Source organism: Exiguobacterium sp. S3 (genome assembly GCF_018617295.1).
In the GTDB taxonomy this organism is placed as follows: domain Bacteria; phylum Bacillota; class Bacilli; order Exiguobacteriales; family Exiguobacteriaceae; genus Exiguobacterium; species Exiguobacterium profundum.
On the sequence record NZ_JACSJW010000005.1, the window covers coordinates 164,055 to 188,892 of the forward strand.

The 24,838-nt window shown below is 48.0% G+C and carries 26 protein-coding genes; 14 read left to right on the forward strand and 12 right to left on the reverse strand.

Translation table 11 applies throughout. From position 1 onward, the window contains the following. Positions 1–28: 28 nt before the first annotated feature. From KNO65_RS13420 to KNO65_RS13430, 3 genes are all read right to left on the reverse strand, one after another. Positions 29–466, reverse strand: coding sequence for an NUDIX domain-containing protein (locus KNO65_RS13420; RefSeq protein WP_078146366.1), 438 nt, complete (start codon positions 464–466; stop codon positions 29–31). A 67-nt stretch (positions 467–533) separates the two neighbouring features. Beyond that, positions 534–1,460 carry a carbohydrate kinase family protein gene (locus KNO65_RS13425; protein ID WP_214784812.1) on the reverse strand — a complete coding sequence of 309 codons (927 nt, stop codon included), beginning with the start codon at positions 1,458–1,460 and terminating at the stop codon, positions 534–536. A 115-nt stretch (positions 1,461–1,575) separates the two neighbouring features. Next, a complete protein-coding gene (locus tag KNO65_RS13430; protein ID WP_214738073.1) occupies positions 1,576–3,483 on the reverse strand; it encodes a heavy metal translocating P-type ATPase in 1,908 nt (635 codons plus the stop codon). Positions 3,484–3,684: 201 nt separating this feature from the next. On the opposite strand from KNO65_RS13430, the gene KNO65_RS13435 reads away from it, so the two are divergent. Next, complete coding sequence (locus tag KNO65_RS13435) at positions 3,685–4,629, forward strand: DMT family transporter (protein ID WP_074037719.1); 945 nt, start codon at positions 3,685–3,687, stop codon at positions 4,627–4,629. A 133-nt stretch (positions 4,630–4,762) separates the two neighbouring features. Beyond that, positions 4,763–5,065, forward strand: coding sequence for a hypothetical protein (locus tag KNO65_RS13440; protein ID WP_031421094.1), 303 nt, complete (start codon positions 4,763–4,765; stop codon positions 5,063–5,065). A gap of 39 nt (positions 5,066–5,104) precedes the next feature. On the opposite strand, the gene KNO65_RS13445 is transcribed toward KNO65_RS13440, so the two are convergent. The 3 genes from KNO65_RS13445 to yfkAB are packed head-to-tail and all read right to left on the reverse strand — an operon-like array spanning position 5,105 to position 7,644. Continuing rightward, a complete protein-coding gene (locus KNO65_RS13445; protein WP_031421096.1) occupies positions 5,105–6,247 on the reverse strand; it encodes an MFS transporter in 1,143 nt (380 codons plus the stop codon). 42 nt (positions 6,248–6,289) lie between these two features. Further along, positions 6,290–6,484, reverse strand: a complete 195-nt coding sequence (locus tag KNO65_RS13450) for a hypothetical protein (protein ID WP_015880865.1) — start codon at positions 6,482–6,484, stop codon at positions 6,290–6,292. A 53-nt stretch (positions 6,485–6,537) separates the two neighbouring features. Continuing rightward, the gene (yfkAB, locus tag KNO65_RS13455; RefSeq protein ID WP_214691490.1) at positions 6,538–7,644 is read right to left on the reverse strand and encodes a radical SAM/CxCxxxxC motif protein YfkAB; all 1,107 of its coding nucleotides are present in this window, start codon (positions 7,642–7,644) and stop codon (positions 6,538–6,540) included. Positions 7,645–7,729: 85 nt separating this feature from the next. Between yfkAB and KNO65_RS13460 the strand changes: the two genes are divergently transcribed. From KNO65_RS13460 to KNO65_RS13470, 3 genes are all read left to right on the forward strand, one after another. Continuing rightward, positions 7,730–7,939, forward strand: a complete 210-nt coding sequence (locus KNO65_RS13460; RefSeq protein WP_015880867.1) for a hypothetical protein — start codon at positions 7,730–7,732, stop codon at positions 7,937–7,939. After that, on the forward strand, positions 7,936–9,312 hold the full coding sequence (gene rlmD / locus KNO65_RS13465) for a 23S rRNA (uracil(1939)-C(5))-methyltransferase RlmD (protein ID WP_074037716.1): 1,377 nt from the start codon (positions 7,936–7,938) through the stop codon (positions 9,310–9,312). Before KNO65_RS13460 ends, rlmD begins: the two co-directional genes overlap by 4 nt. A 92-nt stretch (positions 9,313–9,404) precedes the next feature. After that, on the forward strand, positions 9,405–9,812 hold the full coding sequence (locus KNO65_RS13470; protein ID WP_074037715.1) for a cytidine deaminase: 408 nt from the start codon (positions 9,405–9,407) through the stop codon (positions 9,810–9,812). A gap of 28 nt (positions 9,813–9,840) precedes the next feature. Here the strand turns inward: KNO65_RS13470 and KNO65_RS13475 are convergent, their stop codons facing one another. Further along, positions 9,841–10,047, reverse strand: coding sequence for a hypothetical protein (locus tag KNO65_RS13475; RefSeq protein ID WP_074037714.1), 207 nt, complete (start codon positions 10,045–10,047; stop codon positions 9,841–9,843). A gap of 117 nt (positions 10,048–10,164) precedes the next feature. Here KNO65_RS13475 and KNO65_RS13480 point away from each other — a divergent pair, with 117 nt between their 5' ends. Further along, positions 10,165–10,452, forward strand: coding sequence for a hypothetical protein (locus tag KNO65_RS13480; protein WP_074037713.1), 288 nt, complete (start codon positions 10,165–10,167; stop codon positions 10,450–10,452). A gap of 30 nt (positions 10,453–10,482) precedes the next feature. Here the strand turns inward: KNO65_RS13480 and KNO65_RS13485 are convergent, their stop codons facing one another. The 5 genes from KNO65_RS13485 to KNO65_RS13505 form a co-directional block, all read right to left on the reverse strand. Then, positions 10,483–11,874, reverse strand: a complete 1,392-nt coding sequence (locus tag KNO65_RS13485) for a sensor histidine kinase (protein ID WP_031421106.1) — start codon at positions 11,872–11,874, stop codon at positions 10,483–10,485. Next, on the reverse strand, positions 11,871–12,560 hold the full coding sequence (locus KNO65_RS13490) for a response regulator transcription factor (RefSeq protein WP_074037712.1): 690 nt from the start codon (positions 12,558–12,560) through the stop codon (positions 11,871–11,873). The genes KNO65_RS13485 and KNO65_RS13490 overlap by 4 nt, the downstream gene beginning before the upstream one ends. A gap of 168 nt (positions 12,561–12,728) precedes the next feature. After that, complete coding sequence (locus KNO65_RS13495) at positions 12,729–13,295, reverse strand: GNAT family N-acetyltransferase (protein ID WP_159563577.1); 567 nt, start codon at positions 13,293–13,295, stop codon at positions 12,729–12,731. A gap of 177 nt (positions 13,296–13,472) precedes the next feature. Further along, positions 13,473–14,627 (reverse strand): amidohydrolase, encoded by a 1,155-nt coding sequence (locus KNO65_RS13500; RefSeq protein ID WP_214784814.1) that lies wholly within the window; start codon positions 14,625–14,627, stop codon positions 13,473–13,475. 12 nt (positions 14,628–14,639) lie between these two features. Continuing rightward, positions 14,640–15,548, reverse strand: a complete 909-nt coding sequence (locus tag KNO65_RS13505; protein WP_074037710.1) for a TIGR01777 family oxidoreductase — start codon at positions 15,546–15,548, stop codon at positions 14,640–14,642. Positions 15,549–15,693: 145 nt separating this feature from the next. Between KNO65_RS13505 and recX the strand changes: the two genes are divergently transcribed. The 8 genes from recX to KNO65_RS13545 all read left to right on the forward strand — a co-directional run bounded on the left by recX (position 15,694) and on the right by KNO65_RS13545 (position 24,835). Next, complete coding sequence (recX, locus tag KNO65_RS13510) at positions 15,694–16,506, forward strand: recombination regulator RecX (RefSeq protein ID WP_084543113.1); 813 nt, start codon at positions 15,694–15,696, stop codon at positions 16,504–16,506. A 48-nt stretch (positions 16,507–16,554) separates the two neighbouring features. After that, on the forward strand, positions 16,555–18,195 hold the full coding sequence (locus KNO65_RS13515; protein ID WP_074037708.1) for an L-lactate permease: 1,641 nt from the start codon (positions 16,555–16,557) through the stop codon (positions 18,193–18,195). Positions 18,196–18,515: 320 nt separating this feature from the next. Further along, positions 18,516–20,240 carry an ABC transporter ATP-binding protein gene (locus tag KNO65_RS13520; protein WP_159563581.1) on the forward strand — a complete coding sequence of 575 codons (1,725 nt, stop codon included), beginning with the start codon at positions 18,516–18,518 and terminating at the stop codon, positions 20,238–20,240. A gap of 22 nt (positions 20,241–20,262) precedes the next feature. Further along, complete coding sequence (locus tag KNO65_RS13525) at positions 20,263–22,308, forward strand: ABC transporter ATP-binding protein (RefSeq protein ID WP_214784816.1); 2,046 nt, start codon at positions 20,263–20,265, stop codon at positions 22,306–22,308. A gap of 9 nt (positions 22,309–22,317) precedes the next feature. After that, positions 22,318–23,496 carry an RtcB family protein gene (locus KNO65_RS13530; protein WP_074037706.1) on the forward strand — a complete coding sequence of 393 codons (1,179 nt, stop codon included), beginning with the start codon at positions 22,318–22,320 and terminating at the stop codon, positions 23,494–23,496. A 68-nt stretch (positions 23,497–23,564) separates the two neighbouring features. Continuing rightward, positions 23,565–23,879 (forward strand): YfhH family protein, encoded by a 315-nt coding sequence (locus KNO65_RS13535; protein ID WP_015880882.1) that lies wholly within the window; start codon positions 23,565–23,567, stop codon positions 23,877–23,879. Beyond that, positions 23,876–24,145: a YfhJ family protein gene (locus KNO65_RS13540; RefSeq protein ID WP_015880883.1), complete on the forward strand. Its 270-nt coding sequence runs from the start codon at positions 23,876–23,878 to the stop codon at positions 24,143–24,145. Before KNO65_RS13535 ends, KNO65_RS13540 begins: the two co-directional genes overlap by 4 nt. 150 nt (positions 24,146–24,295) lie before the next feature. Next, positions 24,296–24,835 (forward strand): helix-turn-helix domain-containing protein, encoded by a 540-nt coding sequence (locus tag KNO65_RS13545; RefSeq protein WP_015880884.1) that lies wholly within the window; start codon positions 24,296–24,298, stop codon positions 24,833–24,835. Positions 24,836–24,838 lie beyond the last annotated feature (3 nt).

Genomic DNA, 24,838 nt, shown 5'->3' on the forward strand with positions numbered 1-24,838 from the left:
TCCCGATTTCGGCAGGGTGTACACCTGATTACTCCTCCGATAAGGTCAAATCGTAAAAACGTTCCTCATGTAAGGCGAGTTTTTCAGCAAGTGAAGGTGGACGAACGGGGAGATGAGGGAGTGCAGACCGTTTGATCCACATCGGTGTATATGATCCGTTAGTCTGTTCTTCTTGAAACTCTTCACCTGTTCCGGTCCCGAATTCGCCACCTGTCATCTTCGCCCAATAATAAGGATTTAACTCGTTATTGAATGCGACGTAGGCGGCGACACCTTCTAGTTCCACGTGAACACCGAGTTCTTCAAATGCTTCACGTACGGCCGTCTCTTCTGTTGTGTGCCCATATTCGACTCCGCCACCTGGGAAAACGTAATAGAGGACGTTTTCTTTTTCGCGACGGATCAAAGCCACTTCATCTCGATCATTCATTAAAATGATCGCGCTTCTTAATTTCGTTCGAACCAATGAGATCGTTCCTTTCGTTCCTGTGATTTTGCACAAAACGCATCGACGATTCGCCGATGCGTTCTATTTATTCTTGCGTAGGTTGTTCTAATGATGCGTACATCTCTTGCGTCAATCCGTTCTCATGCGACGCGATGACTTTTCCTGCGACACGCATACCTAATCGTAGCGCTTCTTCAATCGAGTGTTGTTTCATAAGTTCAGAAATGACAGCGGAGAAGAAGGAGTCACCAGCTCCCGTGGAGTCTGCGACTTTCACTTTCGTCGTCGGGACGTGACCTTGTTCGTTCGTACGAAGGTCGACATACACGGCACCAAGCTCACTCATCGTGACGATGGTGAGGGGGGCGCCTTTCATGGCGAGTACTTCCGCGACGCGAAGGGCATCGTCCACTGTGACGATCGACATGTCGGATAAAATTTCCGCTTCCTCACGACTGCAGATGAATCCTGTGAATCCTTGAAGCAAATGACGGTTTCGTTCGATGACGGATAGGTGGCCACAGACACCATAAAGCGGTAAATCCATTTCACGGCATAGTTCGATCGTCTCGTTCAAGACGTTGACCGATAAGTCTAAATCGATGGCGACCGCGTCGCTCTCTTCAAAGACCGTATCGATTTGACGTAAAATTGCTTCTTCCATACGGGCTTCGTCCGGTTGTTTCGAAATAGATGTTTGAAGATCGCCGTTGTTGTCCATTACGGCGAGCCACATGCCCATACCATTATCGTCAAGCATGTCGACCCCTTCGACGTTTACATTCAAGCAACGTAATTCTTCGAGGACGCCGACACCGATTTGGTCGTTCGTGACGGTCGAGACGAAGCGGACATCGTTGCCGAGCACACCTAAGTTTTGAGCAACGTTTCGACCTGTTCCGCCATTGGAGAAAGTGATGTCGCCGACATTCTTCGCATCTTTGTGGAGCGGTGCGAAGGAAGTCCCTTTAATATCGACAAACACCTTGCCGATGACTGCAATCGTATTCATATCTTGTACCACCTTTAGTCAATCTTTCGATCAGTTTCAGTCTGTAGACACATTGTTTTAATTATAACGAAATCGACATATTGTTTCAATCAGCGATTCCATTTTGTCGAATGGATCACTCCCATGATGACGTGAGGAGTCGAAGACCGTTTAAAATAACCAAAATAGTGGAACCTTCATGTCCGACGACCGCGAACGGCATGATGAGTAACTCAAAGATGTTCGTTGCAATCAGAACGAGGATCACACCGAGTGCAAAAACGACGTTCTGTAAGACGATGCGATTCAACTTACGTGATTGACGAATGGCGTCGCTCAATCGGACGAGGTCGTTTTTCATTAAGACGACATCTGCCGTTTCTAGTGCGGCATCCGTACCTTCGCCCATGGCAATCCCGACGTCGGCTGTCGCAAGGGCGGGGGCATCGTTGATTCCGTCGCCGATCATCCCGATTGTTCCATATTCCTCGCGTAACGTCTTGATTTGCGAAACCTTCTCTTCAGGCAAGCATTCAGCGATATAGCGTGTCAATCCGGCTTCGTTCGCGATGGCGCGAGCGGTCGCCTCGTTGTCCCCGGTAATCATGATCGTCGCAATCCCTAAGTCGTTCAACCGCTGGATCGCTACTTTTGCCTCAGGGCGTAGTGTGTCACGTAAGGCGTAGGCACCGATTGTACGTGACTCGTCACTGATGAAAACGAGGGTGTGACCAGCCTCTTTCAATCGTTCGACATCATGTTTAAAGAAATCACCGCTTCGGTCAGCGAACTTCTGTTTTCCGACCCGATACGTTGTCCCGTCAATCGTTGCTTCAATTCCAGAGCCTGTGATGTCTTTGAAGTGTGTCATTTCCCCGGTATGTTTTCCCGTATATGAGACGAGCGCTTCAGCAAGTGGATGCATCGAATGCTCTTCAATCAAACTGACAATTCGGTTGACGTCCTCTTCTTCTAATGAAGGTGAGATGAGCGCTTCTTGCACAATCGGTTTCCCAATTGTGAGGGTGCCGGTCTTGTCGAAGGCGATCGCTTTTAGACGTCCCATGTTCTCGATATGAGCACCGCCTTTAAAGAGAATCCCGTGTTTTGCAGAAGAGGCGATGGCAGCCAGCGCGGCCGGTGTGATGGCGGCGACGAGTGCGCAAGGGGAGGCGACAACGAGAAGGATCATGCCGCGATAGATACTCGTTTCAAGAGACCACGACGTGACGAACGGTCCGAGAATGATGATGGCCGCAACAGAGAAGAGCACGATTTGAACATAACGTCCTTCATATCGATCGATGAACTGTGCAGACGGTGATTTCTCTTCTTGTGCTTGTTGGACCATTTGAATGATCTTTTGGAACAGTGTTTCCGTCGCAAGTTTTGTCACTTCGATCGTCAATACTCCGTTCAAGTTGACGCTCGATCCGAACACGTCATCACCGACTTGACGATCAACAGGGACGGATTCGCCTGTGATAGCGGCTTCTTCTACGGAAGCATTCCCTTTTACAATTTTTCCATCGACCGGAATGCGTTCACCAGGACGGACATAAATCCGATCTCCGACACGAAGGTCGTCGATATGAACAACCTCGAGTTCATCAGTGTCTGTTAGACGAGTCGCCTGTTCCGGCTGTAATTCCATTAACGATTCGAGGGCACGTTCATTTTTGTTCATCGTATACGTCTCGAGTGCCCCGGATAAAGCAAAGATGAAGATGAGGATTGCCCCTTCCATCCAGTACCCAATCGAAGCGGCACCAATGGCGGCGATAATCATGAGAAGCTCTACATTTAGCGATTTCGTCTCAATCGTATCCGAAATCCCTTCTTTCGCTTTTGCGTATCCTCCGATAAAAAAGGCGGATAAGTAAAGTGTGACATGAATCCAAGGCGCTCCGCCTTGTGTTTCGGCGATATAAGCGAGTACAATCAATACACCGCTAATGAGCGCCATGATCAATTCAATATGTTCGTACCAGCTAGCCCGTTTGAAAACGTGGCTTTTTTCGTGCGTAACCGATTGGACGTTCATCGATAATCCCTTCTTTCTAATTGAGAATAAATCTCGATTAAATGATAATGACTGATGATGATTATCATCTTCAATTGGCTTAAAATAAAGAATTTATAGAAATTTAATCTGAATCCTTTATTTATAATTATTATTATCTAGGTTTATCTTAACACGCTTATCAGTGACTCACAAATAAAAAGATTAAGGAGTTTTTGTGTCATGCAAAATATATTTGAACGCCCTTGGACGGTGGCGTTATTGGCGATTTTCAATACGTTGTTATGGGGGAGTGCGTTCCCATTCATCAAGTTGAGTTATGAGAAGCTTGATATTCAATCGAACGAGTATGGGCAACAACTATTGTTCGCTGGCGAGCGTTTTTTACTCGCAGGGATTCTATTGCTCATCATCAGTCAGACCGTATTGAAACGGTCTGTCCGATTGACACGTGAAAAGGTTAAAGCGTATGCGCATCTCGGTTCATTTTTGACGTTTCTACAATATTTGTTCTTCTATATCGGACTTTCCATTTCGACCGGGGTCCAGGGATCGATCATTGCTGGTTCTACTTCGTTTTTCCAAATGGCTCTCGCTCATTTCCGATATGAAGACGATAAATTGAATCGATTGAAGGGGTTTGCTTTGACGTTTGGTTTTTCCGGAATTGTCATCGCAAACTGGCCGGCGACCGGATCTGAAGTTGGTTTTGGCTTAGGAGAGATTTTACTCATCTTGGCGATGGTATCCGGAGCATTCGGGAACTTGATAGCGAAGGACTACTCGAAGACATATGATGTTGCCCCGATGACGGCTTGGGCGATGGTGATCGGTTCAGTTGGGTTACTGCTGATCGGCTATCTATTAGACCCGAATGGTGTTTCCATGCCGTACACCGCACAGACGATTGCGTTCCTGTTTTACTTGGCGATGTTGTCAGCGATCGGATTTACATTGTGGAACACGTTAATGAAATACAATCCGGTCAGTCGAATTTCACTCTATATCTTTTTAGTTCCCTTATTTGGTGTCATGTTGTCAGGGATTTTACTCGGTGAAACGATTCCGTGGAATGCGGTGGTCGGACTCGGATTCGTTATTGTCGGCATTTATTTATCTACGTATTTTCAAGGTCGCCGTACAAAAAAACAAACGGATGTCATTTGAATTAGAGACAGAGTTGACGGAATTGAAATCCCATGACAAAATATATTAAAAATTCTGAATTTTAAATTTCGAAAATCGGTCTTCGTTTGTAAAGACTTGCGTGCGCAATCATTCAAAGGGAGGAGGAGAAACAATGACTAGAAATCGAATCGTTCGAAACATTCTCATCTCACGTCAGCCGAAAGATGAGTACGTCAAGTACGTGATGAAGTGCGTGAGTCAAAGTTTAAAAGAACGTCACGGTCCAGTGGCGACCCGCGCCACAAGACAAGGTGATGATATTCAGACGAGATGGCAGTTCGATGACCGTGTCGTAGAAGTGACGCTAAAATCCGATGTACTCGCTTCGCTAGACACTGAACCATTCGCGCTAGACGAAGTGTTCATCCGAGCTTTGCAGTTAAACGATGATGAAATGGAACGAGTAGTGGAATAAAACAGAGGCAGGTGGTTTATGGGAACCATCTGCCTCTGTTTATAAGTCGATTGGTTTAGCGGTCGACGTGAAGAGTCGTAGCGCCAGAATACCGAGAATGACGGCATACATAAAGAAATAGATCTCTTTCGGTAAAGACAACCAGAAGGCACCGATCATCGGACCTGATATCGAACCGATGCTGAATGAAATACTGTAAAGCATGTTTCCCGTCGGCAGTAACGATCGGGGAAGCACCTCTGTCATATGTGCCAAACCAAGTGAATAAGTCGATCCTAGCCCGGCGCCGGCAAGTGCGAATAGGAAGAGTAGACCGATATAGGAATCGACAACAAGATTCGCCAAAGTGAATACGAGTGTGCCAAACGTCAGCACGATTTGTAAGATCCGCTTCTTACCGTACAAGTCTGCGAGGCGACCAAGAGGAAGCTGAACGACAATCGACATGACGATGAACGTCGTGATGAGTGTGCTCGTTTCCGTCAAACTCATCCCATTCCGAGACGTAAAAATGGGAAAGTTGGCATTTAAGCTCGCTTCGAGAAACCCATATGTAAAGGCAGGGAGAAGCGTGTATCCCGCACCGACAAGAATCAGGCGAATTCGTCCTTTCGAGTCGGTCTTCACTTTTTCGACCTCCGGAAACTCGTTCTCGACTTTAAAGACGAGCATCAACGAAGCGAGACAGAAGAAGACGATAATGAGGAACGGTAACCAAAACCATAGGTCGACGAGTGGTGCGATCAATGGACCGATGGCAAAACCGAGACTGAAAGACATTCCATAATACGCCATCGCTCGACCGAGACTGCTCTTTTCACTTGCTGAGGTCACCCATACTTGTGACCCGTAGTGTAGAGCCGAGTCGCCGAATCCGATGAAGAAGCGCATCATCGCCCAAACGAGTAAGGACGGCCAAATCGGTAAAGCGAAGGTCGCGACAGCCGTCAATACGATACCGAGGACGATGGTCGGTCGGAATCCATATTTACGGACGAATCGCTCCAGGAGAGGCGCAGAGACGATCACACCGACGTAAAGCATCGTCGCGTTCAGTCCGTTCACCCAGGCCGGGGCCCCATCCCGTTCAATCAACGTGGATAAGAGTGGGATGAGCGCACCTTGAATCAAACCGGAAATAAAGACAATCAATAGTAAAATCATAAAACGAAAACGGAGCATAGGTTCACCTCATGAAGTCAAAGTAAAAAGCCGAGAAGGGTCTCAGCTTTTCGTGTCGTCAATCGGTTGTGGAGAGTGATTCAAATGCAGCAATTCATCATCCCAACTGCCTTGACTAAACATTTCATCATGCTCTACTTTGTCTGAAACGAATGCGGCTGTCAATAAGATGCTCAGTACTCCGCCAAAAATAATGATGGCCATCACGGTAATCATGAGGATATAAATCGCAGTCATCTACACGCACCTCGATTCATTTAATATACAGAACATTTCCCGAATCGAAATATTTAAAACGATGTAGCTTTACGAGATTGGAAATCGACCGTCGGATAATATGCTTGTTTAACGAGTGCGTTCGGCCCGAGACACTTCACGGCAGGGCAGTGACAAGAGAGTGTAGCGTTCAATTGGCTGTTCGTCCACGTATCATACGCCTCTTGGAATGGTGTGTCATAGACGGTGCCGAGTGAACCGAGTTCATCACCGAAATCGGTCACGATGATCTGTCCGTCAAAGATATTCGTGTTGAGACGAGAACGTCCATCTGGGTCGTTTCGAACGGTCACGTTTTTTGTTTCATGAAGTCGCTTCAACAGAGCACGGTCTTCAGGTAGGTCAGAACATGCATAGAATGGTAACGTCCCGAACAACATCCATACGTTCTCGTCACGGACATCGAGTAAGTCATGGATGGCTTGTCGCGTATCAGCGAGCGATGCTGATTCGAGGGCGCTAGCGAAGTCTGCGGGGTACATTGGGTGCACCTCATGCCTTTGGCAACCGAGCGATACAATTTCTTCATGGATCTCTTTCAAGTGCGGAATCGTTCGTTTGTTGATCATCGTCTCCGCGGACACAATGATTCCTTCAGATGTGAGAGCACGTGCGTTGTCTTTCATCGTCTGAAGCATTTTCAATCGTGCCTCTTCACTTGGTTTCCGGTTCATCATCGCGAATCCGCCTTCAAGGAAATCGGCATCGGTACCCCAGTTATGCGAAATGTGCAAAACGTCCAAGTAAGGGGTAATAAGATGATAGCGAGATAACGGTAGCGTCAAGTTCGAGTTGATTTGCGTGCGCGCCCCACGTTCTTTCGCATAACGTAACAATGGAACGACATAGTTGCGGACCGATTTCATAGACAGCATCGGTTCACCGCCTGTGATGGAGAAGGCACGCAAATGTTCGATCTCATCCAGTCGTTGAATCAACAGGTCGAGCGGAACTTCTGGTTCTTCTGTTTGGTCTAGCATATAACCGACCGCACAATGTTCGCAGCGCATGTTACACAGCTTCGTTGTAGTGACTTCGACATTGGATAAGACGAGTCGACCGTGTTCGACTTGGTCGAGATAGGCTTCCCAAGGGTCGAAAGTTGGGGAAATGTTTTGCATGTGGATTCCACCTTTTCATCAAGTTACACGAAATAGTATGCTATAATAGCAACTCTTTGTCACGAACCAAAGGAGCGATTACAAGATGGGTAAATCACGAACAGATACTGCCGGAAAGATGAACGTCCTAAAATCGAGAACGGAATTACTCTGTCTATCGGTCAATACGCTAGACGAGCATACGACACCTGAAGATTTACATCGCCTGTTAGCCGACATTGATTCGTTGCGCGCTAAAGTAGTGCGTTACGCCAAAGACCTAGAACAATCGTCTCGAAAGGATGAATCAGATTGAAATTAATCACAGGAGATTTTAAAGATGTCACGGTCGAACGACTTGGCATTAATGGAGAAGGCATTGCGACACTTAATCGCATGGTCATCTTCATTCCGAACTTATTGCCGGGAGAACGAGCCAAAGTCGAAATCACGCGTGTGGAAAAAAACTATGCGGAAGCGCGTGTCGTCAAACGAGATAACGACTCGAAAGACCGCGTCAAAGCACCTTGTCCGATTTACGATGAGTGCGGGGGCTGCCAAATCCAACATATGAGTTCACGTCTGCAGATGGAGTATAAGGAAGAAATCGTTAGAAACGCCTTCCGTCAAAAGACGAAACTAAACGTGGACAAATCGGATATCCGTCCAACAATCGGAATGGAAGATCCATGGTATTACCGGAACAAGTCACAATTCCCACTCGGCACGCGTCGCGGTGAGATCGTATCAGGTCTCTACAAACCGAACTCGAACCATCTCGTGCCGATCGAGCACTGTATGGTCCAACAACGGGATACGACGAACATCAACAATGCGATTGTCCGTATTTTAAACGAACTTGATATTCCCGTCTACGATGCACGTCGCGACACGGGGTACGCGCGTACAATAGTCGTCCGCTCGGGTTATAACACGAACGATGTTCAAGTCGTTTTGGTCGTCGGACATGAAGATGTCCCTGATTTAGATGAATTGAGCGACCGCATCATGGAATTGCCGAATGTTGTGTCGTTCCATATCAATATTAATGCAAACCGTTCGGGTGTTATTTTCGGTTATCGGACAGTTCACATCGCCGGTCAGGAGAAAATGGATGAACAATTAGACGACGTTCATTATCACTTATCACCACGCGCATTCTTCCAGTTGAATCCGGCACAGACAGAAAAAATGTACCGTGAAGTGGTCGAGGCCGCAGGATTGACGGGTGAAGAACGTGTGATCGATGCGTATGCAGGAGTAGGGTCGATCGGACTTTGGTTAGCCCCATATGCGAAAGAAATCCGTGGAATGGAAGTCGTGCCGGAAGCGGTCGAAGATGCCAATGACCATATGCGTGAAAATGGCTATAACCATGTCACATACGTCGAAGGGCGTGCCGAGCATTGGATTCCACGTTGGGTAAAAGATGGATGGATCCCAGACGTCATCGTAGTCGACCCGCCACGCACAGGGATGGACCATCAATTGATCAATTCCATCATCTCTTCTAAAACGAAGCGGATCGTTTACGTGTCATGTAACCCGCAGACGCTCGCACGTGACGCCGACCAGTTGATGAAAGCGGGATACAAAGTGAATTACGTACAGCCGTATGATATGTTCCCACAGACATCTCATGTCGAGTCGGTCGTCGTATTCGAGAAAAAGAAAAAGAAAAAATATTGACGAGACCGTGAAAAGGCTTGTCACGTAAGCGTTTTCACGATATAGTTCAGATGTCAGACTTCTTTTCAAATATAGAAGTGGAGGAACATCCTATGATCTCACAAGAACGCGTACAAGAACTCGTCCATAAAGCCATCGAAGCGCGCAAACGCGCCTATACACCGTATTCAAAGTTTAAAGTAGGAGCTGTCGTCATCGATACATCAGGAAACGAAATTACAGGATGTAACGTGGAAAACGCCTCGTACGGACTATCGATGTGTGCCGAACGCACAGCCATTTTTAAAGCCGTGTCAGAAGGTAGTGACGCGATTGAAACGGTCGTCGTCGTCGGTGACACGGAAGGCCCGATTTCACCATGCGGTGCGTGCCGCCAAGTGATTTCTGAATTCGCTGGCGAAGATTTCACGTTGATTCTTGCAAACTTGAACGGTGATACGAAAGTGATGACGAAAGAAGAGATGTTGCCTTACGGATTTTCACCAAAAGATTTAACATAACAAGCTGCGGACGTTTGTCCGCAGCTTGTTATGTGTCTTTATATTTCTTTTCACTCACTGAGTCATCTTTGGAGTGACGTTTATTCTTTTCATCCTTCACTCGTTCGTTCAATTCCTCTACAGGAATCGGGTCGACGGTTTGCATGCCGTCCTCGTCAAAGATGCTTTCTTTGTCCGTGTCTACCGCGTCCGGATTATCAAACGGACGTTTCGAAGTGGGTCGTTTCTTTTCCATCCAATCGCCTCCTTCCATTAGCCATTCCACTCGTAGAAATGTTGTAAACGTTTTCGATAATGGTTTTGAGATTATAAAATGGTGGAATGAAGAGTGCATAGTGAAGGAGGGGTTAGGATGGATCGGAAAGTGTTGATGGGGATTGTCTTAGGTGTTGCCGGTGCGGCGCTCGTTGCACCAAAAGTGGCGGCACTGCTTTCGCAACGTGAGGAAGAAGATACGTGGCAGAAGATGGATGAACGGGAAAGCGTCGATGCGAATCAAGATGAAGCGGAGCAAGGGCTCACGCAACTTGATTCAAGTCACCGTGCCGAATGGCAGGCGAACGGTTTTCCACAGACGCATGCCGAACGCGAACGACTTGAACGAGAGTCGGTCGAACAATATAAAGGGAAAGACATATGAAAAGAAAAGGCAGCCATCGCGGCTGCCTATTTACATATCAAATTCATCGTCAGGTAGAAGCGGCAGACCGACAGTGACAGTCGTTCCTTGTCCGACTTCAGAGCTGAAATGAAGGGACCCTTCATGACGCTCGATAATGTGCTTCGCAATGGCCAAACCGAGGCCGGTTCCGCCATCTTTTCGTGTCCGTGATTTATTGACGCGATAGAAGCGTTCCGTCAATTTGTCTAAATCTTCTTTCGGGATGCCTCGACCTTCGTCACGTATTTCCGTAATTGCATATTCGGTTTCGGCGAACGTTTTCACATGAATCGTCTTGCCAGCATCCGTATATCGGAGCGCGTTGTCGAGAAGATTGCCGATGACTTGTTCGAGTCGGTCATGGTCACCGAGGATGATCAAGTCGAAGTCTAAATCCGATTCGATTGTCACGCCTTTCGCACGGGCAATCGGTTCAAGACGATAGAGGACGTCTTCAAGTACTTGCGAGTAAACGACCGGTTCTTTCGTCATCGGGTACGAATCGCGCTCTAGCTGGGCGAGATCGAGTAAGTCCGTGACAAGGCGCTGAAGCCGGTTCGTCTCGTTCTCGATGATGTCGTAATATTGTGCCCTCGTTTTTTCATCCAATGACTCATCTTGGAGCATCTCGGTATAACCGCGGATGTAAGAGAGTGGCGTGCGAAGTTCGTGACTGACGTTAGCGAGAAACTCTTTACGCTGTTCTTCAACAAGTCCGAGCGATTCCGCCATCGAGTTGAGCGTGTCTGCTAGTTCACCAATTTCGTCATCGTAGACAATCGGAATGCGGTGGGAGAAATCACCTTGCGCATAGACTTGAGAGGCACGCTTCATCTGAATGAGTGGTTGGATGATTGTGTCGATGATCTGTTTACCAAAAATGAGCAAGTTCACAATCATGAGGACGAGTAAAAACGTGATCATGAGCCGAATCGGTTGGAACGGTTCACTGATTTTACTGAGCTCCATATACAAAATGAGTGCATTGTCGAGTTCATCGTCGCGGATGAGAGGAAATGCGGTCATCAAAATGTCGACGTCCTCGGTCGGATGTTTCCGGGTCACCGAGATGGCATAACCGTCCTGCAACCGTTCGAGGTCTTGCTGCCTTAAAAAGGTTTTACCGGAGCCGAGTGTGTCCTCTCGAACGGAGGAGAGGAACACTTTCGTTTCGGTCAATTCGTTCGTGTACGTCATACTATCGGCGAACGCGTCCGAGAAACCGTCGGCCTTATAGATGGTGACAAGTTTCTCACCGCGATTGATGAGCAGTTCTTCTTGCGTTTGAATATAGAACTTGTCGTACAGATAAAACGTCATGATGAGAAACACGAACGCTGAGAAGAGGCTGGCTGTCCAGATGGTAATCCAAATCCGCTTCCTGATCGTGTATCGTTTCATCCGTTTGCCTCGAATTTGTAGCCAATTCCCCAGACTGTCTGAATATAACCGCCCGCCTCGCCGAGTTTCAGGCGAAGCGTCTTAATGTGAGTATCCACCGTGCGAAGGTTTCCATGATACTCGGTCCCCCAAATCTGATCAAGTAATTGTTCACGGGAGAATACTTTTTCGTCGTTCGTGATGAATAGGTAGAGCAAATCAAACTCTTTTCGTGTCAAGTTGACGGTCTTCCCTTTCACACTGACGGTACGTCCTTCGATATCGATTGAGAGGACCCCGACATCAAACGTCGCTTCTTGTTCTTTTGAGAAGCTGTGCGTGCGACGGAGCGTCGCTTCGATTCGTGCGAGTAATTCGCGTGGGCTAAACGGTTTCGTGATGTAATCGTCTGCCCCGATTTTGAGGCCGTGAATGCGGTCGAGCTCTTCTGAGCGTGCCGTCAACAGGATGATGGGTACGTTTGAGAACTCACGGATGCGCATGCAAGCCGTCAATCCGTCGAGTTCCGGCATCATCACATCAAGTAAGACGAGATGGAACGTCTCTTCTTTCAAGCGTTCAATCGCTTCAAGGCCGTTTGAGGCGGTGACCGTCTCATACCCTTCTTTTTCTAAATTTGATACAAGTAAATCGCGCATTTGTTCTTCGTCGTCGGTCACGAGGATACGAAACATTGATTCTGACATATGCCATTCTCCTTTGCAAAACGGTTAACGGGAGTTGTGATAAATCCCTCATACTTCTATCATACCTATCTCTTCGAATTAGAACAGATTTATTCGGCTCCGACAAGTTCCTTCCATCAAATCCACACAAAAACGCCACAAAAAAGCCAATTCTTTGACAGAATTGGCTCATGCTTCGAGTTGTGCCTCGTATGGCACTTCGTATTCCGGGACGTGTAGGGCATGCAAGTATAGTTGGAAGCTCGACTTGGATACTTCATATAAAACATACTCCACGTCACCTTGGTTGATCTCCGCAAGCAGTTCGGAACGAATCTCGTTCGCGCAAAACGCGTACGGAAGCTTCTCTGCTGCAGCAATCGATCGTTCATTCGATTTACGGATTTTTAAGAACACACTTTCAATATCAAGATCGAAGAACAGTTCTGAGAAGAACGCCTCTTTCGCCACTTGATTATAACCTTTGCCGTGATACGGCTTGCCAAGCCACGTGCCAAGGAATCCATATCCGGATTCGACATCGAACAAGCTAATCGTCCCAATCGGGGTGCCATACTCGTTCGTGATGGTACGTGAGATGATATTTCCTTGCTCTTCTAGCTCGATGACTTGCTTCGTGCTAAATAAAAACTCGTCAAAATGGACCGTCTTTTGACGGACATACGGAAAGACATCTGGGTGTTGCATCAGTTCGAACAACTCCGCGCAGTCGGTGAGCTCACGAAATTTGAGCACCTTTACATTCCTCCTCCTATTTCAGACCGCTGAAGAATAGTCGTAACGAAAGCATACTTCTGGCTTCGCTGTTCGAACCGCCTTGGCTGCTTTATGAAGTTACAAGATAATTTTATATAGTATTTTTAAAAAAGCAAGTAAATTATGCGTAAAAACCCTTATGAAAAATAATGAAAATTACTCGACCTCATGATGGGTTTCAGCACGGTCCGTTTTGTACACGACTTCACCGTTCACAATCGTCATAATCGGCTTCGATAAGTAGTCGAGCGGGAAGTGACTCCAAAGCACCAAATCGGCATCTTTTCCTACTTCAAGAGATCCGATTCGGTCAGCGACACCTAGTGATTCAGCTGGATTGATGGTGATCCCTCGCAACGCGATATCGACAGGAAGTCCTTCACGTGCCGCAAGTCCGGCGCACAAGTTCAAATATTGGACCGGCGTGTACGGATGGTCGGTCGTGATGGAGACGATCATGCCGTGCTCATGGAGAATGCGATACGTCTCCCATGTCTTGTTCTGGAGCTCGATTTTAGATTTTCGAGTAAACGTCGGTCCGACGGTGACATGTTTCACACCGAGTTCTTGTAGTTTTTCAACGACAAGATGACCTTCTGTACAATGTTCGATACGATAGTCGAGATTGAACTCTTGAGCAAAGCGAACGACAGATAAAATGTCATCGGCGCGGTGGGCATGCACACGAATCGGCATCTCTCGGTCGAGGGCAAGTTGAATCATCTGACTGCCGAACGTTCCGATCGTTTTGGTCGACCCGACGGTACGGAACGCTTCACGAAGCAACCCCATAATCCCCATCCGCGTCAAATCACCGGTTTTCCCCATACTATGAATCCGTTTCGGGTTTTCGCCGAGTGCCATCTTCAATCCGGCATAACGACGGACGATCATGTCGTCAATATAGCGACCGTGTGTTTTGATGACACTGGTCACACCACCGATGACGTTCATACTTCCTGGCATGACCTGAACGGCGGTTACGCCTGCCATCAGCGCTTCTTGAAATCCTTCGTCAAGCGGGTATACCCCGTCAATCGCACGTGCATGAGGCGTCATCGCTTCGACCGTCTCATTGGCGTCGTTTCCGACAGAGCCGGTTCCTTCATCATATAATCCGAGGTGGGTGTGAGCATCGATGAAGCCCGGGAATAAAAAGTTTCCTTCGGCTTCAATGACATGCTCCCCGTCAGTCGGTTCAAGTAAATCGGACATTTCGACGATTTTCCCGTCCTGAACACGGAGGTCTCCGTAAAAATGGGGGGCAGTGATGGGGTAAATATGGGCATTTCGAATTAGTAAGTGACTCACAATTCATTCTCCTTAAACATCTTGTAGTAGTTGTGTTAGAGCCGGTTCCAATGTTTCATAGCGGAAGTCGAAACCATGTTGAAGTGCCTTCGTCGGAACGACTTTCGCACCTTCTAGGACGATGACGCTCTTTTCACCGAGGGCGAGTTGCATCATTGGGGCAGGTGCCGGAATCCAGTGAGGACGATGCATCACGTTCGCAATCGTCTTCCCGAACTCATTCATCGTCACCGGTGTAGGTGCAGTGCCGTTGACGGGTCCTTCAATGGAATCAGTCTCGATGACGTGCACGAACAAGCGGACGAGGTCGTCTAAATGAATCCAAGGAACCCATTGCTCTCCTGATCCAATTTTACCACCGACCCCGAACTGATAGGGGAGTTTCATTAATGGGAAAGCACCGCCATCATTCGATAAGACGACTCCGGTGCGCATCGTCACAAGGCGAACACCTAAATCACGAATGGGTTCTGCTTCTTGTTCCCAGAGGACGCAGACATTCCCGAGGAAATTAGTCCGTGTCGGCAATGGTGTTTCTTCGGAATACGTGATGGAACGATCTTCACCGTATATACCGATGGCAGAGCCGCTGATGACGACCTGTGGCTTTTGTTTCAACTGTTGAATAATCCGGACGACTTCCTTCGTACCTTCGATTCGACTTTGAAGGATGGCTTGTTTCTGTTTGTGTGTCCATCGCCCGTCGTTGATTGAGGCGCCGGCCAAATGAATGAACGCATCTGTTCCTTCGAGTTCCTCTTCTGGTTTACTATTCGGTGTCAACCATTCGATAAACGATACCCCGCGATGGCGGGGACGTGGATGACGCGTCAACACGACGACTTGATGTCCGGCGTCGGCGAGTGCACGAACGAGTGGTTGACCGATGAGCCCAGTTCCACCAGTGATTGCGATTTTCATGAAATTCCCTCCGATATCATGTGTTGTTTCTAAAATGGGTATAAGTCAGTATATCCAGATGAATACCCTTTCTTCTAACTTATCAAAAATCCTCTACGTTTCTTGAACGTGATATGTTAGAAACATGGAATGGAGGGGAGTCGTTGTGAAAATTGCAAAGTTCACGACCCAAAAGAAGAACCAAGATCGACTGAACGTCTTCATCGAACGGGAGGGGAAAGAGGAGTTTGCGTTCGCCATCGATGTTGACGTATTCATCAAGTACGGGCTCACAAAAGGGATGGAGCTCGAAGACGATTTTGTGCAAGACGTCCTTGAGGCGGAAGAAGCTCAGAAAGCCTATAAGTTGGCCATCAATTATTTATCGTATCGAATGCGCGCCATTTCAGAGGTAAGGGACTATCTCGTGAAGAAAGAGTTAAGTGAATCTGCTATCAAACATGCCATCACGCGACTAATCGAGCAGCGTTATTTGAATGATGAGGAGTTCGCAAAAGCGTATGTCCAAACGAAATTCAACACAAGTCCAAGTGGACCAATCAAAATCAAACGCGAGCTCGAACAGCTCCGAATCCCAACGGACGTTGTTGAATCCGAATTAGAATCAATCTCACACGAAGATCTCGTCGAGAAGGCTGGAAAGTTCGTGAAAAGGAAACAACTGGAAACAAATCGTCGTTCTGCCACAGAAGTGCAACAAAGAATTCAACAAACCCTGATGCAAAGGGGGTTTACCTTTGATATTATTTCAGAGGCGATTCAAACTTTTTGGGAAGAAGAGGACGAAGATGTCGAGGTTGCGGCATGTCTGAAACAGGCTGAGAAGTTGAGTCGGAAGTTCAGCGGATACGACGCGTTCGAACGCAAACAGCGCATGAAGATGCAGCTTCGGCGCAAAGGATTTCCGTATGATGTGATTGAACGTACGTTAGATCGAATCGCTGAAGAAGAATCGTGATGGGACATCTGTTTACGGTAGGGGAAAACACGAAAAGGTGGGTCTACATTGACGATTTTAGAATGGATTACAGCACTGACACCGATTGTGGCCGTGCTCATCTTATTGGTCATTATGCGTTTACCTGCATCGGTAGCCATGCCCTTGTCACTTGTGACGACGGCGATTTTAGCGTTTTTCGTCTGGCAATTGGATGCGACACGAATTATGGCGGCGACATTACAAGGACTCGTCATCGCCGTTACGACAGTATGGATTGTCTACGGGGCAATCGGAATGATGAATACGATGAAAGAAGGGGGCGGGATGAACGCAATTCGTTCCGGATTCGTCAACATCACACCTGACCCGCGTATTCAAGTTTTGATTGTCGGATGGTTATTCGTTTCATTTATTGAAGGCGCATCTGGATTTGGGACGCCTGCAACGGTTGCGGCACCGCTCTTGATTGCACTCGGATTTCCGCCGATTGCCGCCGTTGTCATTGCATTATCCGCAGACGTGTCGGCCGTAACATTTGGTGCGGTCGGGACACCGGCACTTATCGGGATCGGGAACGGTCTATCTTTAGATGTGAACCAGCCTGAGTCGATTGCCTTCTTGACAGAGGTCGTCTTGCAGACGGTGTTGATCGATATGGTGGTCGGCCTATTCATCCCGTTCATTTTGATTTTGATGTTGACGCGGTTCTTCAGTAAAGAGAAGTCGATAAAACCCGCACTTGAGGTATTTCCGATTGCGATTGTGGCGGCGTTGTTATACAGCGTACCTGCGTACATTTGGACACTCATCCTCGGATTTGAGTTCGGTGGCATGCTCGGTGGTTTAACCGGTCTGGTCATCCTCGTGGCCATGGCTCGTAAAGGAATTCTCATGCCGAAACGCGTCTGGACGTTTGATGGATATGTGGATGAGCTAGAACCATCTGCTGAAAAAGTGACGCTCAAATCAACCACGCGAGAATTGCCTCAGTGGAAGGCGTGGGCACCTTATCTTATTTTGACGATTTTCTTAGTGCTCACCCGTACCGTACCATTTTTAAACGAACTCTCTCGCAGTGTCCGAATCAATCTCCCGGACATTCTTGGGGTAGAAGGAGTTTCGACGTCTTGGGAACCGTTCTATTCACCAGGTTTTATGTTTATCCTGACGATTATTGCGACATTCTTCTTACACAACATGAGTTGGTCACAAGTGACATCGGTGTTTAAGGCGACGACACTTGGAGTCGTCGGAACGGCCATCACGTTAGCGGCGTCGGTTCCAATGGTTCGTATATTCATCCACTCTGAAAATGGCGGTGCCGGACTCGCTTCGATGCCGGTCGAGCTTGCGACGGCAGCTGCTGATACGTTCGGTGGGGTGTGGCCACTTGTCGCACCGTGGATTGGGGCCCTTGGTGCCTTCGTTTCAGGTTCGGCGACGTTTTCCAATATGATGTTCTCGAGTTTGACGACAAACGTTGCGGAGTCGGTTGGACTTGATAACACGCTCGCTTTATCGATGCAGATGGCGGGAGCGAACGCAGGAAACATGATCTGTGTGTTGAACGTCGTAGCGGTCGCATCGGTTGCTGGATTACTCGGCAAGGAAGGGACCATCATCCGTTACACGCTCATGCCGATGATTTATTACGTGACGGCGACGGGGGTCATTGGTCTCATTTTAGGCATGTTTTTCTTAAACTAAATCAAGTTACAGTTTTTTTACAGAATAATGTTGACAATTTTCAGAACAGTCTGCTAAGGTTTGAGTAGATTTTAAAACTATGAAACGAGAGGAGCCAGAATGATGAACAACATTGCACTCACAAACACACTCAAAACATCATATGGCTACTCGTATTTAACTGCGTGACATTGGCAGCTGGATAGGGGTAGTGTCCTTTCCCTGACCATGCAAAAGACTGAAGACTACTTCAAGCGCGCTTCATTTGATTGGTTGCACAATCAGGTGGAGTGCGCTTTTTTGCGTGCTTGGATGGGTGAGGCGGAAGGGGGAAATCAGTCATGAAACTGATTAAGCAATTGGATTGGTTTATTAAAAGACAGAAACGAACGTATGTGATTGCGATCATTTTACTGATCATCACAGGGGTTGTAGATATGCTGCCGCCTTGGATTATTGGTCAGGCGATCGATGCGATTCGTGAAGGAAGTTTGACGACAGAGCGATTGATTCTGATTGTATCGTCGCTACTCGGCATTATGGTGTTATCGTACGTGATGTCGTACTTGTGGATTGCCCGACTCTTCGGGACAGCCTTTTTACTTGAAAAGAAATTGAGAGGTCGCTTCTTTGGTCACCTCCTCAAACAAACACCGCGCTTCTATCAACAACATCGCACAGGTGACTTGATGGCACTTGCGACGAATGACTTAAAAGCGGTGGAGCGGACAGCGGGATTTGGGGTCATGACATTAGTCGACTCGTTCAACATGACGCTCATCGCCTTGACGATTATGGGCGTGTTCATCGATTGGAAGTTGACGCTCGCAGCACTTTTGCCGATGCCGATTCTCGCCTGGTCGATGAATAAACTTGGGAGTCAGATTCATACACGTTTCACGGCAGCCCAAGATTCGTTCGGCGTGATGAACGACCAAGTCGTTGAATCCATCTCTGGTCTTCGGGTCGTCCGCTCCTTCGTCCAAGAAGAGGCGGATACGAAAAAATTTGATGACATCACGGATGACGTGATGGCGAAAAACATGCATGTCGCTAAAATTGACGTCTTGTTTGAGCCGGTTATCAAATTACTCGTTGGACTCAGCTATTTGATCGGACTCTCGTTCGGGACGTATCTCGTCTTTACGAACGACATCACGCTCGGTCAACTCGTTTCCTTCAACATTTATTTAGGGATGTTGATTTGGCCGATGTATGCCTTCGGGGAACTCATCAACGTCGTCCAACGAGGAACGGCGAGCTTGGAACGGATTGAGACAACGATGAATGAGGTACCGGACGTTTCGTCAACCGGAACGGTTCACATCGATGTACCAGAGAAAATCACCTTCAAATCGCTCTCATTCCGTTATCCAAACTCGAATCGGGAGTCGTTAGAAGACATCGTCCTGCACGTCTCGCGTGGTGAGACGATTGGGATTGTCGGACCGACTGGAGCTGGGAAGACGACGTTGTTACGTCAATTGCTCCGGGAGTATCCGATCGACGATTCCCTTCTCGTGAACGGGGTGCCGATTTCGGACATTAAACTTGAAACGGTCCGTGGCTGGAGTGGGTATGTGTCACAAGAGCACCTCCTATTCTCGAAAACGGTGCGTGATAACATTCGTTTCGGAGTCGATGATGTCTCGGATGAAGCACTCGACAGAGCCATTCACCTCGCGGCGTTCGATACAGACATCGAACACTTGGAGAACGGTCTCGATACCGTCGTTGGGGAGCAAGGGGTCATGCTGTCAGGTGGACAAAAACAACGATTATCAATTGCACGTGCTTTACTGAAAAATCCTGAGATTCTGCTTCTTGACGATTCGCTCTCAGCGGTCGATGCGAAAACGGAATCACGCATAATCGATTCGGTCCGCACGAGCCGTGAGGCGAAGACGACCTTTATCGTGGCGCACCGTCTTTCTGCGGTGGCACATGCCGACCAAATTCTCGTCCTTCAAGACGGACGAGTCACCGAGCGCGGCACCCACGACCAACTGATGGAACGACACGGTTGGTACTATGAACAATTTATTCGACAAGGAGAGACGGAGTAATCCGGGAAAGGGGGAATCTCTCATGATCGATCAATATGAATTAGATCCGGTCCGCCGGAAGAAGACGATCCGCTCACTCGTTGGTTATGCCAAGCAAGTGAAGCGCTCCATCTTCCTCGGACTGACATTACTCTTTTTAGCGGTCGGTGCAGAACTTGCCGGGCCGTATATCGCCAAAATCATTATCGATGAGCATATCGTCGCCATCGAACGTGACTGGGTTCAAGTCGAATCCGGCGGTAGTGTTTCCTTTAATGGAGATTCTTATGAGAAAGAAACGAGACTAGATGACCAAGAGGTGATTCAGCCGGTCTCGATCGTACAAACGACCGATGGTTACCATCTCGTACCTGATGCGGTTATAAGCGGAGGCGTCCGTGAAGTCGAAGGCGACGTGCTGACGATTTCAAGAGGAGACGAGACGGCGACATATGACAATATTGTCTCGCTCTCGTCGACCGACGTGTTCCAGTTCTATCAAACGGATTTACGAGCTGTCCTTCTCTTATCGGGATTGTACGTCGTCCTGTTACTATTTGCGGCCGGATTGAACTGGGGACAACAGATGCTCCTACAACGGTCGGCGCATAAAATTGTCAAAACGATGCGTCTTGATGTGATGAAGCATCTCCAAACGATTCCGGTACGCTATTTTGACCAGACACCAATCGGGAAGATTGTCAGTCGTGTCACGAATGACACAGAGACGATTCGCGACCTGTATTTAGGAGTGCTTGCTCGCGTCTTCCAAAGTGTCGTCATGATGATCGGGGTACTCATTGCGATGTTCTTCCTAGACGTGCGTCTAGGGCTCGTCTCACTCATTATCATCCCGGTCGTCATCGTCTGGATCAAGTTGTTCCAACGTTTCTCGACAAAAAATAACTTCCGTGTCCGCGCACTCGTCGCGGATATGAACGCGCAGTTGAATGAGAGCATTCAAACGATGCCAATCATTCAATCATACGTCCGCGAAAATCTCGTTTATGACGAGTTCAATGAGAAGAACAGCGACAACTTCCAAACGAGACGAAAGTTGTTGAAATTGGATGCGTTGATGAGCCACAATCTCGTCAACTTCTTCCGAAACATGGCGCTCGCCTTACTCATCTGGTTTGTCGGGGCACAAACGCTCGGTACGGGAAGTGTCCTGACACTGGGGATTCTGTATGCGTATATCGACTATGTCTCGCGGATCTTTGAGCCGGTGACACAGATCATGAACCAATTGTCACCACTCCAACAAGCGCTTGTCTCGGCCGACCGGATGTTCCAACTGCTCGACGAGAAAGGGGAACCGGTCTCATCAGAACGTCTTCCACGCTTTAAAGGGGATGTCGTCTTTGATGACGTGACCTTCAGTTATGAAGCAGGGAAACCGGTGTTGCAACAGATTGAACTACACGCCGCTCCTGGTGAGACGGTCGCACTCGTTGGGCATACCGGAAGCGGGAAGAGTTCAATCATGAACTTGCTCATGCGTTTCTATGACCCCTCGGCCGGAGTCCTTCGAATCGATGGCATGGACGTGACTAAACTACCGACGCAGGCGGTACGAGACCATCTCGGGATCGTCTTACAAGACCCGTTCCTATTCACTGGAACGATTCGGACGAACGTCACGCTTGGAGATGAGACGATTACGGACGAACAGGTATGGAAAGCACTCACAGCCGTCGGGGCAGACCGCTTCGTGAAGCAGCTACCGCAAGGCATCGATGAGCCGGTAATCGAGCGTGGAGCTTCACTCTCGAGTGGAGAACGACAGCTGATCAGTTTCGCACGCGCCCTCGTCTTTGACCCGGCCATCCTCGTCCTCGATGAAGCGACAGCGAGCGTCGACTCGGAGACGGAGGCATTGATTCAGGATGCGCTCAAGACGCTCACGTACGGTCGGACGACGTTTGTCATCGCGCACCGACTCTCGACGATTCGAGAAGCGGACCAGATTCTCGTTCTCGACCACGGACGAATCATTGAGCGAGGCAATCACCAGTCACTCATCGAGTATGGTGGTGTCTACGCCCGAATGCATGAATTACAGAGTAAACAACAAGCCATCAGTTAAGGAGGTCACATGGAAATCAAGGGGAAATATAACCGCGCCAAAGTGTTTAACGAACGAATCGATGATATGACGCGGAATCAAATTGAAACATTGCTCGACCAACCGTTCACACAAGGGGCATCGATTCGAATCATGCCGGACATGCATGCGGGGAAAGGATCGGTCGTTGGAACGACGATGACGATTCAAGATAAAGTCGTGCCAAACCTGGTCGGTGTCGATTTAGGGTGTGGGATGCTTTGTACGGAGATCAAAGCCAAGCGGATCGATTTTCAACGACTCGATGACCTCATTCGTGAACTCGTACCGAGCGGGATGAACATTCGGGAGAAGGTTCATCCATACGCATCTGAACTTCCATTAGAAGAGGTGCGAGCGCCGTATAAACTCGACCGAGCCTTGCGCTCGGTCGGGTCGCTCGGCTCGGGGAACCACTTTATTGAAGTGAACCGAGATGACTCGGGACGTACGTTTCTTGTCATTCATTCCGGTTCGCGCCATCTTGGGGTACAGATTGCCGATCACTATCAGGAGCGAGCGATTCAACACATGATGGAAACACATGATGTAAAAGAAGAAATTGAGCGTTTGAAAGCCTTAGGTCGACAACAAGAAATCTCGGCTTATCTGGAAACAGAGCGTGCGTCACGGAAACCATTTCGAGACCTGGCTTATGTGGAGGGAGCGGATATGGACGATTACATGCATGACGTGCGCATCGCTCAACAATACGCGGCGGCGAACCGTCGTGCGATGACGGATGTGATCGTCGAAGCGATGAATTGGAACATCGTCGATCAATTCGACACCGTCCATAACTATATCGATCATGATGCGATGATCCTGCGAAAAGGGGCCATCTCCGCTCAAGAAGGAGAGCGAGTCATCATTCCGATGAACATGCGAGACGGTTCGCTCATCTGTACGGGAAAAGGGAATCCAGACTGGAACTTCTCGGGTCCACACGGCGCAGGTCGGATCATGTCTCGGTCGGCCGCGCGGAAACGCGTCGATTTCAAAGAATTCAAACGTTCGATGGAAGGTGTCTGGTCGACATCAGTTCGCCCATCGACAATCGATGAATCACCATTTGTGTATAAGTCGATGAAAGAAATTGTTCGTTATATCGAACCGGCCGTTCAAATCGATCAAATCATCAAGCCACTTTACAACTTCAAGGCGAACTGAGTCACGTACTCAGTCTCGTCTTTTTCTTTTTTCGTAAAATCTGATACGCTTACATCGAGGTGAACGATATGGAAAAGCGGTTAAGTGACTTATCGAAATATGAGTTAGAGCAAGAGATTCAAGCATTACATGAACGGAAACGAAAAGCTGAACAGATGGGCATGGTCAGCGAAATCGAAGTCGTCCTTCGACGGATTGCGATTGCCGAAAGCTATTTGATTGACCCATCATCGTTTCGTCCAGGTGAAACATATGTCGTCAATTACAATGACCGTCCGTTTCGCTTGAAATTCGTCAACGGTGTCATGGGCTGGGGGACGTTTGAAGGCGAGATGACAGAACGGGCCATCCCGCTCTCAGAATTGTCGGAGGTGAAGCGATGAACCGGAACGAACAATACGAACGGCTCGCGGTCATTTTAAAAGAGAAGAATGACGTCTTGAACGATTCAGAAGCGGTGACGTGGGTCGAAGTGTTATGGGAAGATTTTGAGACCTCACTTGCCAAGGCGGGCGAACCGTATCCGGGAGAGGCAAAGGCGTTCCAATACGTCATTCAACAGATTGATGCATACGGGGCGCAGCTCCATTTGTTCCAAACGAAAAACGAAAAGTTCAAGCATTTGATGTCTAAACGGAATTTACACTGAGTCACGTCCTTGGGGCGTGATTTTTTTATTGCAATTCCTCAACAATTCGTTATAATGAAGGTCGCTAATAGTTTGTTTTAAAGTATAGTATAGATAAACTTTCTTTAGTTGAACTCATGTTTCACTAAACAAGAAGGAGGCGTTCAGTCGTTGGAAGTAGGTCAAAACATTAAGCGGCTCCGGATCAAAAAAGGATTGACCCAAGAGGAGTTGGCGGAACGTACCGATTTGAGTAAAGGCTATATTTCTCAAATTGAGCGGGATTTAAGCTCTCCCTCACTAGAAACGTTATTCGATTTATTGAATGTCCTCGGGAGTTCCCCGAAAGAGTTTTTCGATGAAGAGTTGAATCAAAAAGTGGTGTACACCGTTGACGATCGCACCATCTATACGGATGAAGAACGCAAATATCGGACAGAATGGCTCATCCCGGAATCGAATGAAAAAGAGATGGAGCCGATTCTGGTCACATTTTTCAAACATGGAGAGTTCAAACAATATGAGCCTTCACGTTCGGAGACGCTCGTATACGTCTTGTCCGGCAAAATTGCCTTGAAATTAGGGAACCACACATATTTTGCCAAGACAGGGGAAACCCTTTATTATGTCGCCTCAGATTCGCATCAACTCGTCAACGATAACGATGGAGAGAGTGAATGTCTCATCGTCGCGACCCATTCATATTTATAAGTC

Coding starts and splice junctions, on each gene's coding strand:
- KNO65_RS13425 (WP_214784812.1), bottom strand. CDS start 1,460: ATGAATACGATTGCAGTCATCGGCAAGGTGTTTGTCGATATTAAAGGG.
- KNO65_RS13430 (WP_214738073.1), bottom strand. CDS start 3,483: ATGAACGTCCAATCGGTTACGCACGAAAAAAGCCACGTTTTCAAACGG.
- KNO65_RS13435 (WP_074037719.1), top strand. CDS start 3,685: ATGCAAAATATATTTGAACGCCCTTGGACGGTGGCGTTATTGGCGATT.
- KNO65_RS13440 (WP_031421094.1), top strand. CDS start 4,763: ATGACTAGAAATCGAATCGTTCGAAACATTCTCATCTCACGTCAGCCG.
- KNO65_RS13445 (WP_031421096.1), bottom strand. CDS start 6,247: ATGCTCCGTTTTCGTTTTATGATTTTACTATTGATTGTCTTTATTTCC.
- KNO65_RS13450 (WP_015880865.1), bottom strand. CDS start 6,484: ATGACTGCGATTTATATCCTCATGATTACCGTGATGGCCATCATTATT.
- yfkAB (WP_214691490.1), bottom strand. CDS start 7,644: ATGCAAAACATTTCCCCAACTTTCGACCCTTGGGAAGCCTATCTCGAC.
- KNO65_RS13460 (WP_015880867.1), top strand. CDS start 7,730: ATGGGTAAATCACGAACAGATACTGCCGGAAAGATGAACGTCCTAAAA.
- KNO65_RS13470 (WP_074037715.1), top strand. CDS start 9,405: ATGATCTCACAAGAACGCGTACAAGAACTCGTCCATAAAGCCATCGAA.
- KNO65_RS13475 (WP_074037714.1), bottom strand. CDS start 10,047: ATGGAAAAGAAACGACCCACTTCGAAACGTCCGTTTGATAATCCGGAC.
- KNO65_RS13480 (WP_074037713.1), top strand. CDS start 10,165: ATGGATCGGAAAGTGTTGATGGGGATTGTCTTAGGTGTTGCCGGTGCG.
- KNO65_RS13485 (WP_031421106.1), bottom strand. CDS start 11,874: ATGAAACGATACACGATCAGGAAGCGGATTTGGATTACCATCTGGACA.
- KNO65_RS13490 (WP_074037712.1), bottom strand. CDS start 12,560: ATGTCAGAATCAATGTTTCGTATCCTCGTGACCGACGACGAAGAACAA.
- KNO65_RS13505 (WP_074037710.1), bottom strand. CDS start 15,548: ATGAAAATCGCAATCACTGGTGGAACTGGGCTCATCGGTCAACCACTC.
- KNO65_RS13520 (WP_159563581.1), top strand. CDS start 18,516: ATGAAACTGATTAAGCAATTGGATTGGTTTATTAAAAGACAGAAACGA.
- KNO65_RS13525 (WP_214784816.1), top strand. CDS start 20,263: ATGATCGATCAATATGAATTAGATCCGGTCCGCCGGAAGAAGACGATC.
- KNO65_RS13530 (WP_074037706.1), top strand. CDS start 22,318: ATGGAAATCAAGGGGAAATATAACCGCGCCAAAGTGTTTAACGAACGA.
- KNO65_RS13535 (WP_015880882.1), top strand. CDS start 23,565: ATGGAAAAGCGGTTAAGTGACTTATCGAAATATGAGTTAGAGCAAGAG.
- KNO65_RS13540 (WP_015880883.1), top strand. CDS start 23,876: ATGAACCGGAACGAACAATACGAACGGCTCGCGGTCATTTTAAAAGAG.